This is a genomic window from Iningainema tapete BLCC-T55, assembly GCF_014698965.1.
Lineage (GTDB): Bacteria > Cyanobacteriota > Cyanobacteriia > Cyanobacteriales > Nostocaceae > Iningainema > Iningainema tapete.
On sequence record NZ_JACXAE010000085.1, the window covers coordinates 41110 to 59071 of the forward strand.

The 17962-nt window shown below is 43.2% G+C and carries 5 protein-coding genes; all 5 read right to left on the reverse strand.

The features are described 5' to 3' along the window. Nucleotides 1-11 precede the first annotated feature (11 nt). Nucleotides 12-1664: a pyridoxal-dependent aspartate 1-decarboxylase PanP gene (gene panP, locus ICL16_RS27905; protein WP_190834673.1), complete on the reverse strand. Its 1653-nt coding sequence runs from the start codon at nt 1662-1664 to the stop codon at nt 12-14. A 62-nt stretch (nt 1665-1726) separates the two neighbouring features. Beyond that, a complete protein-coding gene (locus tag ICL16_RS27910; protein ID WP_190834675.1) occupies nt 1727-8287 on the reverse strand; it encodes a non-ribosomal peptide synthetase in 6561 nt (2186 codons plus the stop codon). A gap of 50 nt (nt 8288-8337) precedes the next feature. Continuing rightward, on the reverse strand, nt 8338-9408 hold the full coding sequence (locus ICL16_RS27915; protein ID WP_190834677.1) for an LLM class flavin-dependent oxidoreductase: 1071 nt from the start codon (nt 9406-9408) through the stop codon (nt 8338-8340). Between the two features lie 62 nt (nt 9409-9470). Beyond that, nucleotides 9471-14144, reverse strand: coding sequence for a type I polyketide synthase (locus tag ICL16_RS27920; RefSeq protein WP_190834679.1), 4674 nt, complete (start codon nt 14142-14144; stop codon nt 9471-9473). Then, on the reverse strand, nt 14141-17539 hold the full coding sequence (locus ICL16_RS27925; protein WP_190834681.1) for a non-ribosomal peptide synthetase: 3399 nt from the start codon (nt 17537-17539) through the stop codon (nt 14141-14143). The genes ICL16_RS27920 and ICL16_RS27925 overlap by 4 nt, the downstream gene beginning before the upstream one ends. Nucleotides 17540-17962: the final 423 nt, after the last annotated feature.

Here is a 17962-nt window from a genome sequence, read left to right on the forward strand (position 1 = left end):
TTTGTACTTGCTTATATAAAAGTTGAAATTGAAATCTCTGAAGCAAGCTGGATCTGTTCGTTTAAAACAGCGTTGATATCATCTTCCGTAGTTAGTGGGTTGGCAATTACTGCACGCATGACAGTGATAGGAGTTTCTTTGCCCAAACATGTGATTGTTTTTGTCGTCCGTGAGATAAATGTATGACCAATTTGGCGCTGGATTTTCTGTAGGCGTTCATTAAATTTATTGATGAGTTGATTGTCAACTTCAGTCAACTGCTTTTTAGCCACAAGCTCTCTCAATGGTTGAGGAAGATAGCGATAGAGAAGCAAATTAGTATCAGGTTCTGCTAACAACTCAAACTCAGGCATGGTAGAGATACGAGCTGCCATATATTGAGTTTTCCGAATTCCTTCATCAATCAAAAATTCATATCCCTTAAGTCCGATTAGATTTAGCCCAGCATGTAAAAATAAAGCCATACCAGGTCGAGAACCTTCTAAAGCACGTTTACCTAAATCAAATGACCCCTTACGCATGGTGTAGCTTGCTTGCTTTTCGATTGCTTTTGCCATGTACGGATCGCGCAAAAAGAGCATACCAATGCCCATTGGCAGGTATAGTTGTTTATGTCCATCAATAGTCACTGAATCAGCTCGTTCGATCCCAGCAAGCTTGTGCCGATGTTGCTGGGAAAAAATGAGTGGTCCACCCCAAGCAGCATCTACGTGAAAATGAACATGAGCTTCATGCGCAATCTCTGCAATCTCTGAGAGTGAATCCACTCCACCTGAGTCTGTGGTACCAGCAACGCCCACAATAGCAATGATCAGCAGGTTTTTAGCACGACACTCCATAACAGCTTGGCGCAGCGCCTGTATATCAACTCGATTGTGATAGTCAGTGGGGATTCTAATTAAACCATGAGTACCAATACCCATTAAATCAGCAGCTTTATCAAAAGAGAAATGCATCAAGTCAGAGCCAATAATCACTGCCCCTTTGTAGCCGTAGAAATCTAGGGCTGCAGCTAAGCCTTCTTTTTCTACGCCAAGAAAACCATCCTTCGGTCCTAAGGAAGCATTTCGGGCACACCAAACCGCCGTGATATTTGCCACTGTCCCGCCAGAAACCAAAATTCCCAGTGTACTTAGGTTGTTTTGAATATGCTGAGCGTAAAAATTATCATCCAAGTTGTATATTAGTCGATGCAACATAGCTAAAGCTTCACGTTCACAGAAACTTAGGGCTTTAGCTGTCTCTATTTTGACGGCGTTTTGGTTCATTGCCGTCATCAGTTGAGCTAGAGGGCGCACAAAACAGGGAAGCGCTGAGGTCATATGACCAATGAATCGCGGCGAAGATGTGTGTATTGAATGAGCAACAACATTGTTGCCTAAGGATTGGAGATAGCTTTCAAAATGAGCAGGTTGAATGGGTATTCGGCTATCAGAAAACTTTTCTAATAAGGACTCCAAATCAACATCGGTGTTAGCATCAGTCGTGCTTAAAAAATCTTGAGAAAAATTATTGGTTATTCCATTTATTTCTTCTTCAATAGAGGTTTCCTCAGTAGGTGCGGCAAATAGTTGCATCACTTTTTCTTTAATTTCATTATGCAATGCTTGCTTTGTCTCAAAAAAGTAATTTTGATTTTGCATTTCTTGTTTGCTTAATGTCATCTTGTCTCCTTGAATAATTTTTCCACTTTTATATTGCCAATGCTCGTCTCAATCGTCCTTTGTCAGGAAACACCTTTTTGCTTTGTTGAACGATGTTCTTTTCTGGCTTGTTTTCGACGCTGTACTGACGCTGTCCTGCAATGTGAGCGATCGCTATGTTGTGTAAAAGACTCTTGTTCGCTTGACTCCTGACTAAGATATTTGGCTAAATGACTTATAGTTGGGTATTGAAACATTTCCACCAAAGGAAAATCTCGCTGAAACCTTTTTTGCAATTTGCTATGAATTTGAACCAAGAGTAATGAATGACCACCCAGTTCAAAGAAGTTATCATAGATTCCCACATCCTCAATATGAAGAAGTTCTTGCCAAATATTAGCAATAGCTTGTTCGATCTCGGTTTGGGGTGGTTGATAAACTGCTTCTAATTCGGGACGTACTGTATCAGGAGCAGGCAGTGCCTTACGATCAACCTTACCATTAGGTGTAAGTGGTAGTGTCTCTAGCAAGACAAAAGCTGCAGGCATCATGTAATTTGGCAACTTAGACTCTAGAAAGTGGCGCAACTGGGCAATTGTCAATACTTGCTCGGGCTGGCAAACTACATAGGCTACTAAAAGTTGAGAACCTGATTCATCGGAGTGAGCCACAACCACACTCTCGCGCACGTCTGGATGTTGAGCTAGCACCGCTTCAATTTCTCCCAACTCAATGCGGAAACCGCGAATCTTCACTTGGTAGTCGATGCGTCCCAAGTACTCTAGATCGCCATTTGGAAGATAGCGGCAGCGATCGCCTGTTTTGTATAAACACCCATTCAATTCAAAGTCGGTGAAGGGATTGGGGATAAACCGCTCGTTCGTTAGATTAGGACGGTTTAAATAACCTCTAGCTAGTCCAGCACCACCAATGTGCAATTCTCCAGGTATGCCAATCGGAACAGGTTGCATGTGCTGATTGAGAACATAAACTTGTGTATTGGCAATTGGACGACCGATCACAACGCTGTTTCTTTCTTCCTGAAAACTAATGCTGTGGCAGGTGACATCAGCCGACACTTCTGATGAACCGTAAAGGTTTAACAGAGTACTGTTTGGCATCACTAGACGAAATTTCTGTAGTAAATCAATGGAAAGTGCTTCTCCACTTGTCACCCATAGCTTTAATTTAGGTAGCCGCAGCTGTAAGTCTTCAGTATCCAAAAGCATACGTAGCAACGAGGGTACAAGTACTAGGCGAGTGACGTTATGCTGGGCAAGGGTTGCCACAAATTGTTGCGGATCTAATACAACCCTATCTGGCACAATTACTGTCGGAATTCCTTGTAGTAAGGGTCCAAAAATTTCCCATACCGAATCGACAAAGTTTAAGGATGTCTTTTGGCAGCAAACCTCACCTTGTGTAAATGGATACTTTTGCCACATCCAGTGAAAACGATTAACTGCACCGCGATGCAAACCACAAACTCCCTTAGGTTTACCTGTGGAGCCAGAGGTATAAATCACATATGCCAGATTATCATCTTTTGTATAATTGATGGGATTGTGTTGGCTTTCCAAAGCGATACTATCCCAGTCAGTATCGAGGTAAACTACTTGTGCTTGATGTTCCGGGTTGACTAACTGCGCCGTCGTCAGTAGTACTGGCAGTTGTGTATCTTCTAACATGAAAGCTAAGCGTTCTTGCGGATATGCTGGGTCTAGAGGTACGTATGCGCCCCCTGCTTTGAGGATGCCCAATAGTCCAATCATCATTAAGAGCGATCGCTCTACACAAATGCCCACTAGTACTTCTGGTTTGACACCTTGTTTTCTGAGGTAATGTGCTAGTTGATTTGCCTTTGTATTTAATTCTCTGTAGGTTATTGTATCTGTACCAAATACTACTGCGATGGCTTCTGGTGTACGCTCTACAAAGCTCTCAAAAAGTTGATGAATGCATGTATCTTGGGGATATTCAGCAAAAGTGTTATTCCACTCAATCAACAGCGTCTTACGCTCAGCTTTAGTCAAAAGTGGTAATTCCCAAATATGCTGATCGGGATTGGCGACAATACCCTCTAACAAGATCTGAAAATGTCCTGCCATCCGGTGTATGGTCTGTGCCGCGAATAAGTCAGTATTATACTCCCAAGTTGCAACTAGTTGCCCTGCTGTTTCTTTGATGTATAGAGTCAAATCAAACTTCGCAGTGCTAGTATGGCTCTCCACAGGACTTAAAGTCAAACCTGATAACTCTAACACCGACATTGGTGCATTTTGAAGCACAAACATCACCTGAAATAGAGGCGTGTACGAGAGCGATCGCTGCGGCTGTAGTTGTTCTACAAGTTGCTCAAACGGCAAATCTTGGTGAGCATATGCTCCTAATGCCACTTCACGCACACGATGCAGAAGCTCTCGGAAGGTAGGATTGCCAGATAATTGAGTACGCAACACTAAAATATTGACAAAAAAACCAATTAACCCTTCTATTTCTGCATAGTTACGGTTGGCGATGGGGGAACCCACCACAATATCCTCACGGACTGTGTAGCCCCCTAGCAAAATTTTGAAGGCTGCTAACAGGGTCATAAACAAAGTGCTTTTCTCCTGCTGACTCAAAGTTTTGAGTGCAACAGATAGTTGTTGAGATAGCTCGAAAGAATAAGTGCTACCCCGGAAAGTCCCAACTACAGGTCGTGGGTGGTCAGTAGGTAATTCTAACACTGCGGGTGCGCCATCTAACTGAAGCCGCCAGTAAGAAAGCTGGGATTCTAGTACCTCTGTCTTTAACCACTGCCGTTGCCAAGCCGCAAAGTCTGCATACTGAATTGGCAGTTCTCTTAGGGGTGAGGGTTGCCCAGTAGAAAAGGCTTGATAAAGTGCTGCCACCTCACGCACTAGTACGCCTATTGACCAACCATCAGAGGCAATGTGGTGCATTGTAAATAGCGCTATATACTCTTGTTCACCCAACCGCAGTAATTTCACTCGCAGCAGAGGAGCGCTATTGAGGTCAAAAGGCTGTTGCGCCTCTGCCAATGCCTCACGGTATACTTCGGCTTCTCTTTGCGCAAAAGGTAACTCACTTAGGTCGATCATTGGTAAGCGTAACTGTGTTACTGCGCTTATGAATGCCACGGGACGCCCTTCTACTGTCTTGAAATTAGTTCGCAAGGCTTCGTGACGGCGCATAATTTCGTTGAGACTCTCTGAGAATGCAGCTATGTTCAGTTGTCCTTGTAAGCGAACAGCACCAGGTATATTGTAGAAGGGGCTTTCTGGCTCTAACTGAGTGAGGAACCATAATCGCTGTTGTGCAAAGGATACAGGTATTTCTCCATCCCTGGAAATCCGCTCAATGGGTGGTACTTCTGGTCTTAACCCTGCTTGAGTGGCTATTTCAATGTATGAGGCTAACTCTGCTACAGTGGGCTTTTCAAACAGTTGACGCAAGGGAAGCTCTATGGCAAAGATTTGCCGCACTTGAGAAATGACACGAGTTGCCAGTAAGGAATGTCCGCCTAACTCGAAGAAGTTGTCGTAAATGCCAACCTCAATACCAAGTACCTCTGCCCAGATCCCAGCTAGCATTTCTTCAACAGGGGTGCTTGGAGCCACAAATTCGGGCTTTAGCTGTGTGAGATCAGGTACTGGCAGCGATCGCCGATCTACTTTGCCGTTAGGCGTCAAGGGTAGCGCCTCTAGCATCACAAAAGTCTTTGGCACCATATAATTTGGCAACTTAGACTCTAGAAGGTGGCGCAACTGGGCAATTGTCAATACCTGCTCTGGCTGGCAAACTACATAGGCTACTAAAAGTTGAGAACCTGATTTATCTTTTGCAGCCACAACCACACTCTCCTGCACCCCTGGATGTTGGCACAGGAGTGCTTCAATTTCTCCCAATTCAATGCGGAAGCCCCGGATTTTTACCTGATTGTCAATCCGCCCTAAAAATTCTATGGTTCCTTCTGGTCGGTAGCGAACTAAGTCTCCTGTCTTGTACAGACGCGATCGCGACTCTTTGTCGAAGGGGTTTGGGATAAATTTTTGGGCTGTAAGTTCTGGTCGATGCAAATAACCACGAGCTAGCCCAGCACCACCGATATGCAATTCACCTCTGACTCCAATTGGAACTAATTTTTGGTGTGAGTCGAGGATGTAAAATTGCGTGTTGGCAATCGGGTGACCAATAGAAACAATGGCTTCTGGTTGTAGCTCCTTGTGGCTTTCTATTTTTTGCACCGCTGACCAAATTGTGGTTTCCGTTGGACCATATAAGTTCCAAACTTCTGTTCCAAGCGAGAGCAACTGATTGGCAAGGGAACGCTCCAGAGCTTCACCGCCGCAAAGGATTTTCAATGGCAATTTGTCCTGCCACCCAGCAGCTAGCAACATTCGCCAAGTGGCAGGGGTGGCTTGCATGACTGTAGCATCAGAAGTGGTTAAGTGTTCTAATAACTGGATTCCGTCAGTTGCGACTTCACGACTAACTAGTAATAAACGAGCGCCAACAATTAGCGGTAAGTATATTTCTAATGCTGCAATATCAAAGGATAATGTGGTGACGGATAGGAGAATATCTTCTTGAGTCAACCCTGGAGTTTGGCGCATGGTACTTAAGAAATTAACCACCGCGCTGTGAGGAATTTGCACTCCTTTCGGTTGCCCGGTTGAACCGGAGGTGTAAATTACATATGCCAGATTTTCAGTGGTGACTGTGTTGGTGGGATTAAAAGTGCTTAGTTGAGCAATTTCCATCCAGTCAGTGTCCAAGCATACTATCTGAGCTTGATGTTCTGGTAAGGTCGATACTAACTTTTCTTGAGTTAACAATACCGGAATTTGAGCGTCTGCTAGCATGAAAGCTAAGCGCTCTTGCGGATAAGCTGGGTCCAGGGGTACATATGCGCCACCAGCTTTAAGAATGCCCAAAAGTCCGATCAACATCTCTGGGGATCGCTCAACACAAATTCCTACTAGCACCTCTGGTCCCACTCCTAGCGATCGCAGGTAGTGCGCCAGTTGATTTGCCCTTGCGTTCAGTTCCCGGTATGTCAGCTGTTGATCTTCAAACACCACTGCTACAGCATCGGGTGTATGTTCTACTTGAGACTCAAACAACTGATAAATGCACTGAGATTGTGGATATTCAACCTGGGTATCATTCCATTCATGAAGTAACTGATACTGTTCGGCATCAGTCAACAATGGTAACTCCCAAAGTTGCTGTTGGGTATTGGTAACAATAGCCTCCAGCAAGGTCTGATAGTGTGCTACCATTCGAGTAATAGTAGCAGCATCAAATAGATCGGTACTGTACTCCACTTGTCCTGCCAGTCCCGGCTCCGTATCCCATAGGTTGAAGCGCAGTTCAAACCTCGTTGCCTTCAAAGTAAATGGCAAGGGACTTACTGTTAGCCCTGAAAGCTCTAATGGTTCTACTTGTGCCTGTTGAAAATCAAATTTGACTTGAAACAGCGGCATCATTTGGCTAATGTTCCGCTTTGGATTCAAGACTTCCACCAGTTTTTCAAACGGCACATCTTGGTGAGCATATGCCCCTAGCGTTACAGAGCGAACCTGATTAAGCAACTCGCGAAAAGTGAGGTCAGAAGATAAGTTGGTGCGCAACACTAAGGTGTTGATCAAAAACCCAATTAATCCTTCAGTTTCTACTCGATTGCGATTGGCAATATCAGTACCGACAACAATGTCATCTTGGTTTGTATACCTGTGCAGCAAAACCTGAAATGCTGCTAATAATAACGTAAACAGCGTCACCCCTTCCTTAGCACTTAGAGCCTTGAGCGCATCTGATAAGGTTTTAGGTAATACAAAGGGCAGCGTTGTACCTCGGTAAGTTGGAAAAGCTGGTCGAGGTCGGTCAGTGGGTAGTTCCAAAACAGTGAGGCTCTCAAGCTGCTGCTTCCAGTAAGTAAGTTGAGCCTCTAATGTCTTTCCTTGCAGCCACTGACGTTGCCAAATTGTCCAATCTGCATATTGGATTGAGAGTTCGGTTAGTGGTGAGGGCTTTCCACTGGCAAAGGCTTCGTAGAGTACTTTGATTTCCCGAAAGAATACTCCTAAAGACCAGCGATCGCAAATGATGTGATGCGTCGTCAATAACAGTACATATTCTGTCTCACCCAACTGTAGAAGAGTCAATCTTAGCAATGGCTCTGTTAGGTCAAAGGGGCGATAAGCTTCTTCAGTAACTAGCCGCTGAACCTCTTTCTCAGTCTCAAATACTTCCTTGAGATCCACTATCGATAATGTTACGCTCTGGATTGGCGCAATCACCTGGATTGGTTGTCCTTGTGCAGTATTAGTAAAAGTTGTGCGCAAAGTTTCATGACGCTTGACAATCTCAGTAAAAACTTGTTCTAGCAGTGCTACATTAAGTTGACCCAATAGATGCAAAGCACTAGAAACGTTGTAAGTACTATTGTTAGGGTATAACTGCTGAATAAACCATAGCCGCTGCTGAGCAAAAGATAAAGGCAAATCTTCAGAGTCTTTTCTTCGAGAAATCTCTAAAGTTTTGAGAGGACTCAAATTCCTCTGCTTAAGTCGCATCTCAAATAGCGCCCGTTGCTCTGGAGAGAGCGCGGCAATTTGTTTAGACAAATCACTCATTAATTTATACCCAAATTAATTAGTAGAAATTGATTATTTGAAGTAATACATCAGCTAAAAGAAACCAGTTTTTCTTTTGTAAAGTTACAAATATCCTTCAACTCTTTGATATAATGTAAACCTGTCATCACTGAATCAAAATCTGAGTAAAAGTCAATAAGACAAGCAATTTCGTCAACACCAGCTTGTTGCAAACGCTCAATCATTTGTAAGCAAGTAGTTTTCGACCCAATCAAGGTTCTTCCTTTCAGCCAACCTTCGTAAGCAAACAGCAAGAGACTATCTATATCCGCTGCTGAGAATGTCTTTAAACTAACTTTTAAGTTTAAGCTTTTCGCTAGGTTTTCCAGTAGATCGAGATGCGTCTTTAGGTAATTGAAAAAAGGTTTTTTCACTTGTTCTTTTACGGTATCAAAATCCTCTCCCACAAAAGTATGTAGCATTATTGCTACCTTGGACGCTTGAGGGTTGTGACCGTGTTTTGCCAAAGATTCACGGTACAGTGATATTTGGGGGGCTAAGTCCTCCAAAGTTCCTGTTAAAAGAGAGGTTAATACGTTAGCACCCATCTTGCCTGCTTCAACAAAAGTTCCTGAGGATTGACAAACAATCCAAGTAGGGAGTTTACTCTGTATTGGTCTTGGAAATGTCTTCACCTGAAAAGTTTTTCCAGTTACATCCGGGAGTTCAACTGGCTCACCTTCCCAAAGCTTCTGGACAATCTTAATGCCAAGCCACATATTTTCTTTGCGGTTGGCATAACTTTCTGAAGATAAGACAAAGTCATCCACTGTCCAACCTGAAGCAAAAGCTAGAGCTACTCTACCGTTAGACAAATTATCGACCACAGACCATTCTTCAGCAACTCTTGCCGGATTGTGAAGGGGCATTACGACACTGCCAGCCCGTAATTGAACTCGCTCGGTGAGCATTGCCAGTGCTGAACTGGTTAAAGATGGGTTAGGATAAAGTCCTCCAAAAGGGTGAAAATGCCGCTCAGGAGTCCAAACTGCACAAAACCCATTTTGATCTGCAAACCTAGCACCTTCTATAAATAAATTATACTTGTTTGCTTGAGTTGATGAACCATCACCGGAAAAATAAAAAAGGCTAAATTGCATTATTTAACTCCTTCGATTGTGCTGAACAATTATGTATTTGTTAATTTGTCTTGTCAGCTTAATTAAGAATCTTTAACAAGAAAAGCTTGAATTTCTTCCGATGAGAGACTTTGTACCTCTTGTAATAAAGTAGTTATTTCTTGTATGTCTTGAAGTTCTTCCTGTTTGGGTTGTAGTTCTAAAACAACAGCAGCAAGTCCAGCCACTGTAGGTGCATCAAAAAGAATACTGCGCAGAGGTATCTCGACTTGGAATATTTCTCGCAGGCGGGAAATAACTTGAATGGCAAGCATTGAATGTCCGCCTAACTCAAAGAAGTTGTCATAAATGCCCACTTGAGCAATCCCAAGCAGTTCTTGCCAAGTATTTGCAATGCTTTGCTCAATCTCATTTCGAGGATCTGTATAAACAGTTGGCAAATTTTGTCTAGCGTGATGCCCAGACTTGTCTCCTTGCTGAGACTGTTTTAAATTCTCAGTATTTTGTAGAAATTCACGCTGAATCCATTGGTCAAGTCTAGTTTGCAGATCTCCAGGTGAAATTACGAATTGACCTCCCGCACCTATTGATAAAATACGTTGCGAAACATCCCATACTTCTTTGGATGTCATTGCTAATTCTGCCACACTTTTGCCTAACACCGAGGTATTTTTTTCTTGTTCTTCCTCGTTGACAACATCCCAGTTTATACTGAACCAAGGAATAAAGCTTGTCTGATTCCGTTTGTTAACAAAGGCGTCGATGAAGAGGTTTGCTGCTGAATAAGCAACAAGCCCTAATCCTCCTACTAATGATGATAATGAAGATTGCACAAGATAAAAATCAATATCTCTCCCCTGCAAAACTTTTTCTAATATAGATAGTCCGTACACTTTTGTGTGGAATTGTGTTTCACATTCACTTCGACCTATGTCTTGAATAGAGAAAGCTGACGAGTAGTTACTCATTGGTGTTGCATGGAACACCCCATGAATCCGATCAAAGTGTTCATATACTTGATTGATTGCAGCTTGCATTTGTTCTTGATTGGCAACATCAGCATCAATAATCAAAAACTCTGCTCCAAGCTCTTCTAAGGCTTGTATTTTTCTAATTTGGCTACAAACTTTATCTTGATTACCATGAGTTTCCAGCCATTTTGACCACTCATTTGTCTGCGGAAGCCCGGTGTTACCAACCAGAATTAGTTTAACATTAACTGTTTGCGTGATCGCTTCGGCAAATACTAAACCAAGACCGCCAACAAAATCGCCTACAATCAGGTAGTTTCCGCCTTTCCTTAGCCGTGTTGTTTGTTCAACTGCATCTTTCAATTGAGCTGGTTCAAAAGTTTGCACCCATCGATAATTATCACGGTAAGCAACAACTACGTCAGATGATTGTGCAGTCAATTCTGTGATGAGTTGATTTTCTTGAATCCCTGATTCAGAAATTACAATATCAACATTACGACAGGTGATATTAGGATACTCTTGTGGAATCACCTTACACGGACCTAACACTGTCGCTTTTTCTGGATTCAACTCCTCTTGACCTACTACGTCGTGAATATTGTTGCTCACGACCGTGATTTGCACAGGGGTAGTAATATTCTGTTTAGACAATGCCTGTGCTAAAAAGAGTAAACTGTAAAAACCAAGATCTTGACACTTTTGAAAAAACTCAATTCCTGGTTTTATCTGTGTTTTTGGCGTGATACTCCATAAATGAACAATTCTTTGTGGGGTTTTATCTAGTTGACAAAGTGCTTGGATCAAGGTTTTATAGTCGTTTGGCTGTTGGGGATTGATTACGTAGGCGCGATCGCCTATTTTGCGGAACTCCTCTCCTACTGTCACAGTGATGACATCTTGACCATCTTGTTCTAATCGTTTGGCAATTTGTGAACCCACTGTACAGGAATCGGCAAAAACCAACCAGCACAGTTTTTGCAATGCCTGCCTTGCTTCTTTGAATGGTTCAAGCAGCTTTACTCGTTTCCAGACAGGGAGATAAAACCAATCGGCAATATTCGGCTTTTTGCTGAGTTTGATTTGAAGATTACTGGAGGAGTCGATTCCTTGTGGTTCAATCCAATATCTTTGTCGCTCAAATGGATAGGTAGGTAATGGGATACGTAAGCGGCGTTCATGCTGATAAAAACTGGACCAATCTACCTGGACACCTGCTAGCCAGAGTCGCCCTAAGGTGGAGAGTAAAAAGGCTACATCTGATTGTTGGTCTTTAGGATGGCGAAGCGAAGTCAGAGTTACTAACTCATCAACCTGATGCTGAAGAGCAAAGGTACTTAATGTCCTTCCAGGACCTACCTCTAGGAGGATGCGATTTGGCTCTTTAATTAACTCAGCAATTCCTGCAGCAAAGCGCACCGTTTGCCGTAAATGCCTTGCCCAGTAGTTCGGATCACTTGTTTCAATTGTCGTAATCCATGTGCTGGTGACATTGGAAATAAAGGGAATTTGAGGAGGATTTAGCTTGATTTTTTTCACCAACTCGGTGAATGGTTCCAAGATCGAATCCATCATCTGAGAATGAAAGGCGTGGGAAGTATGTAGACGACGACACTCAACACCTTGGTTGCTCAGACGAGTTTGTAACTCAGTTAGAGCCTCAAGAGAACCCGACACTACACATAAGGATGGTGCGTTAGTTGCAGCAAGAGAAAGATCTTGATTCAGCCAAGGTTGTATCTCTGCTTCAGAAAGTGGAACACAGAGCATTGTACCTGAGGGGAGTTGTTGCATTAGTCGCCCACGGGCTGCTACCAGAGCCAAAGCATCTTCTAAAGAGAAAACGTTACTCAAAGTTGCGGCTACATACTCTCCAATACTATGACCGATCATTGCCACGGGACATATACCCCATGCCATCCACAATCTCGCCAAAGCGTATTCAATCACGAATAGCGCTGGCTGAGTAATATCAGTCTGTTGCAATAGCTGCTGCGTGTCTGCTTGTACATTTTCTTTGGGCGGATACACAATTGTACGCAGATCGATGCCTCCTAGATGAGATTTGAGAACATTCGAGCAGTAATCAACCTGTTCCCGGAAAATTGGCTCAGTCTCATACAACTCTCGACCCATGTCCACATATTGAGCACCCTGACCTGGAAACATAAATACAACCTGCCGATTACACGATTCTTGGCTGTGGGTAAAAACTCGTTGCGGGTCTAGTTTCTCTAAGAGTTTTACTGCATCGTCAAGGTTTTGGCAAACAACTATCCGACGGAGATCGAAAGCTCGACGACCAACCTGAAGAGTATATGCTACATCGGCTAGGTTTAGGTCAGGATGCTGCTTGAGGTGATCTGCTAAATTTGCTGTAGCAGTTTGTAGCGCTGAACTAGTTTTGGCGGAAAGCTGCAATAACTGCCAAGGGCGAGAAGAACCAGAAGCAGTTGCAGTTTCTACATCTGGAGCTTCTTCCAGAATCACATGGGCATTAGTCCCGCCAATACCGAAAGAACTCACACCTGCACGACGGGGGATGCCGTTCGTCTTCCACTCAGAAAGTTTAGTATTGACATAAAAAGGACTGTTGTCAAAATCAATCTGGGGATTAGGCTGCTCAAAGTGCAGACTGGCAGGTATTTGTTTATGTTTGAGGGCTAGAACTGTTTTGATTAAGCTTGTAACACCTGCAGCAGTATCTAGGTGTCCTATATTTGTCTTGACTGAACCGATCGCGCAGAAACTTTTGTTCTGGGTAGAGGCAGAGAACGCTTGTGTCAGTGCAGCAATTTCAATCGGATCTCCCAGGGATGTTCCAGTTCCATGTGCTTCAATATAGGTGATTGTTTCGGGATCAACCTCAGCGATAACTTGGGCGGCTCTAACTACTTTCGCTTGACCGTCGATCCGGGGAGCTGTGTAGCTGACTTTGAGAGATCCATCGTTATTAATAGCTGAACCTTTGATCACAGCATGAATGTAGTCACCCTCCGCTAGGGCATCTTCTAATCGCTTCAAAACCACAATACCCACACCGTTGCCAAAAATGGTTCCATGCGCTTTAGCATCAAAGGCACGGCAATGTCCGTCGGGAGAAAGAATTCCCCCTTCTTGATAAAGATACCCTGCTTTTTGTGATGGATTGATGGTAACACCACCAGCCATAGCAATATCACATTCACCACCTAACAAACCTCGGCAAGCTAAATGCACGGCAACTAAAGAAGTTGAGCAGGCAGTTTGAATACCAATGGAAGGTCCCTCAAGATTTAATTTGTAAGATACCCGTGTGGCTAAGAAATCTTTGTCACTTCCCAGGAAAAATTGGTAATCATCAATAGAATTTCTAAGATTTTGATTTGAATAAATATTGAACGCATAGCTGCTCATACCTGTGCCAGCGTAAACACCAATCAATCCAGGGTAAACTTTAGAATTATAGCCTGCATTTTCTAGTGCTGACCAAGCACATTCTAAGAATATACGATGCTGTGGATCAAGAATTTCTGCTTCTCTAGGATTGATGTCAAAAAATGAAGCGTCAAATAAATCAACGTCTTCTAATCTAGACCCATATTTAACATACTTTGGGTCGCTCAAAAGCGCCGAGTCTATCCCAGCAGATATCAATTCTGCATCAGTGAAAGGGGATATTGACTCTACGCCATCCCGCAGATTATGCCAAAATTCTTCAATATTTTTGGCATAGGGAAAACGACCTGCCATGCCAACAATCGCTATTTCTAATCCATTCCGGTTGCTCTTTACCGAATTACTCATATACATTTTCCCTGAATAAATTTATTACTGATTGCTAGGATTTTTTTGATTCGTGCTTTACCATCTTGTAACTTTTCTGTTCTGCTATCAATTTGAGTAGAAGATAGTTTATTGTTGTTTGTTTTAGCCAATAATTCTGCTAAAGAGCTTATAGTTGGATATCTGAATAATTCGAGTATTGATAAATCTGCTGGAAATATCTGACGTAACTTGTTATGAACCTGAAGCAAGAGCAATGAATGACCACCGAGTTCAAAGAAATTATCATGAATACCCACACCCTCAAAATGAAGTACTTCTTGCCAAATCTGAGCAATAGTTTTTTCTATCTCGGTTTGAGGTTGCTGATAAATTGCTTGCAATTCGGGACGTGTTTGATCGGGAACTCTTAGAGCGTGGCGGTCTATCTTACCGTTTGGCAACAGTGGCAAAGCTTCTAGAGTCACAAAAGCTCTTGGGATCATATACTCAGGCAGTTGCTGTTTGAGCAGATGATGCAGTTCGCTTACTGTAACTGTCTGCTGTGGATGCGAAACTACATAAGCTACCAACTGTTGTTTACTAGGTTCATCCGGACTAGCTATGACTACAGCCTGCTTTACCACTGGATGTTGAGCTAACACCGCTTCAATTTCTCCTAGCTCAATGCGAAAACCGCGAACCTTCACTTGGTAATCGATGCGTCCCAAGTACTCTAGATCGCCATTGGGGAGATAGCGGGAGCGATCTCCGGTTTTGTATAAACGCCCACTAAATCCAAAATCGGTGAAGGGATTGGGGATAAACCGCTCGTTCGTCAGATCGGGACGGTTCAAATAACCTCTTGCCAGTCCAGCACCACCAACATACAGTTCCCCTGGAATGCCAGTGGGTAGAGGCTTTTGCTGCTTGTCCAGTACATAGACTTGCGTATTGGCAATCGGACGACCGATCGCCACACGCGACTGTACCGATGCAAGTGGCTCTATACTTTTATAAGTAACATCAGCAGAGACTTCCGACGACCCGTAAAGGTTTAACAAAGTACTGTTTGGCATCACTAGACGAAAGTTCTGCAACAAGTCGATGGAGATTGCTTCACCACTTGTCACCCATAACTTTAATTTAGGTAGCCGCAACTGTAAGTCGTCTTCGTTTTCCAAAAGTACACGCAGCAAAGAAGGGACAAGTACTAGGCGAGTGACATTATGGTGGGCAAGGGTTGCCACGAATTTTGGCGGATCTAGTACAACGCTATCTGGCACAATGACTGTCGGAATTCCTTGCAGTAAGGGTCCAAAAATTTCCCACACTGAATCGACAAAGTTTAAGGATGTCTTTTGGCAGCAAACTTCATCTGGTGTAAATGGATACTTCTGCCACATCCATTGAAAACGATTAACTGCTCCGCGATGCAAACCACAAACTCCCTTAGGTTTACCTGTTGAGCCAGAGGTATAAATCACATATGCCAGATTGTCAGTGGTGCAATGATTGACAGGGTTGTGTGGGCTTTCTAGGGCAATACAATCCCAATCAGTGTCAAGGTAAACTATCTGTGCTTGATGTTGCCCAAGTGTGTTGGCTTGCTGAGTCGTCAGCAGTACTGAAACTTTTGCATCCTCTAGCATGAAGGCTAAGCGCTGTTGTGGATACGCTGGATCTAGGGGTACGTATGCACCCCCTGCTTTAAGAATGCCCAAAAGCGCGATCGCCATCTCTGGGGATCGCTCTATACAAATGCCCACCAGTACTTCTGGTTTGACGCCCAACTTTCTCAGGTAATGTGCTAATTGATTTGCCCTTGTGTTTAGTTCTCGGTAGGTTAATTTTTGCTCTTCAAATACCACTGCAATAGCATCGGGTGTCATTGCCGCTTGTGCTTCAAACAACTCGTGAATACATACATCACTAGACCAATCAGTAGAGGTATTATTCCACTCCACTATTAGAGTATGCAACTCAGTTGCTGTCAACAGGGGTAAGTCAGATAACTTTGCTTGCGGATTGGCAGTAATACTTTCCAGTAAGGTTTGAAAATGCTCCACCATTCGAGTAATGGTTTCCGAATTGAACAGATCGGTGTTGTATTCCAAAAACCCTGTCAGTTCTAACTCACCGTCTATGACGTACAGAGTCAAATCAAACTTGGCAGTCTTACTGTGCATCTGATGCCAACTTAGGGTTAAACCGGGTAATGTCAACTCCTTGTGAATATCTTCAAGTAAAACAAACATGACTTGGAAAAAAGGCATGTAGCTGAGATTTCGCTCTGGATGTAGTTCTTGCACTAGTTGCTCAAAAGGCAGATCTGCATGGGCATATGCACCCACGCACACCTCGCGTACTCTACGGAGCAACTCTAAGAAACTTGGGTTCCCAGAAAGGTTAGTACGCAGAACTAGGGTATTGACAAAGAATCCAATTAGCCCTTGAATCTCCGTTTGGTTGCGGTTAGCAATCGGAGAGCCTACGCAAATGTCATCCTCTTGTGTGTAGCGGTACAGCAACGTTTGAAATGCTGCCAGTAGCGTCATGAACAGAGTGACTCCTTCCCGGTTGCTCATGGCTCTGAGCCTGTGTGTCAGTGAAAGTGACAGTTTCCAAGGGATAACCGCACCTTGAAAGCTTTGCACAGGAGGGCGGGGGCGATCGTTCGGTAACAGTACAGTCGGAACATCTGCTAGTTGTTGCTTCCAATAAGATATCTGAGTCTGTTGTCGTTGCTGCAACCACTGATGCTGCCAGATAGCAAAGTCAGCGTACTGGATGGGCAGCGCTGGAAGTGGCGAAGGTTGGACGGTATCAAAGGCTTTGTAAAGGATTGTTAATTCCTTCAGCAGCACTTGCATCGACCAGCCATCAGCGGCAATATGGTGAATGACGAAGACTAGTAAATGTTCTTGCTCAAGAGTTTGTAGCAGTGTTACTCGCAGTAACCGATCTGATGTCAAGTCAAAGGGTTTGTGAGCTAATTCTGTTGTCAGCCGCTCAACTTCAATTTGTCGCACAGCTTCTGGCAACGAGTGCAGGTGTACAACCGATAGTGTCACAGTCACATTCGGGTGAATGACTTGAACTGGTTGTCCCTCCACCATTTCAATATTGGTGCGTAGGGACTCATGACGTTGCACAATCTCGTTGAGACTCTGCTCCAGCACTACCACGTTCAGCGTACCCAACAGGCGTATACATGTCAGTTCATTGTAAACAGGACTTTTGGGATCTAACTGGTGGAGAAACCACAACCTAGCCTGTGTACTAGACAAAGGCGCAGGATCGTGAGAACGTCGAGGAATAACTTTTAATTGAGAATTAGTTTCGGTTTTCCCCCGCAACCGCTTTTCCAGCAAAGCTTGTTTAGTAGGAGAAAGCTTAGACTTTAGTTGTGAAATTTCATATCTTTTTTCATCCATAGTGACTCTCAATAAGTATTTAATGAACTTATTGTGAATCCATAATTTGGATTTTCACAGCAAGCCCTTTTGCAGATATCTTCAGATTGTTTTAGCTACAGCAAATTTTTAGATTACGGTGCGTTACGGTGTCACTAACGCACCTCTCTTAAACTTATTGATATGCCTTTTCAATTAGTCTCATCTACTTTACTGGAAATTTATTGCTTTAAGCAACTAGTTATTAATAGGTATGATATATCAATAAAAACAAAAACTATTAATTTTAGTTATCAATTACAATTCTGTCTTTTGGTAGATGTCAAGTGTTTACTAAGCAAATTCCTTTGCTTGAGCAGAAAAAAGTAACTATAAGCTACAAAAAGCTAGTGTCTTGATACTCGGTTGAACTAAGCAAAAATTATTAGCAATTATTTTCATATT

What these genes read in the sequence shown, in the direction of transcription:
- ICL16_RS27915 (WP_190834677.1), bottom strand. Translation starts at nt 9,408, where the DNA reads ATGCAATTTAGCCTTTTTTATTTTTCCGGTGATGGTTCATCAACTCAA.
- ICL16_RS27920 (WP_190834679.1), bottom strand. Translation starts at nt 14,144, where the DNA reads ATGAGTAATTCGGTAAAGAGCAACCGGAATGGATTAGAAATAGCGATT.
- ICL16_RS27910 (WP_190834675.1), bottom strand. Translation starts at nt 8,287, where the DNA reads ATGAGTGATTTGTCTAAACAAATTGCCGCGCTCTCTCCAGAGCAACGG.
- panP (WP_190834673.1), bottom strand. Translation starts at nt 1,664, where the DNA reads ATGACATTAAGCAAACAAGAAATGCAAAATCAAAATTACTTTTTTGAG.
- ICL16_RS27925 (WP_190834681.1), bottom strand. Translation starts at nt 17,539, where the DNA reads ATGGATGAAAAAAGATATGAAATTTCACAACTAAAGTCTAAGCTTTCT.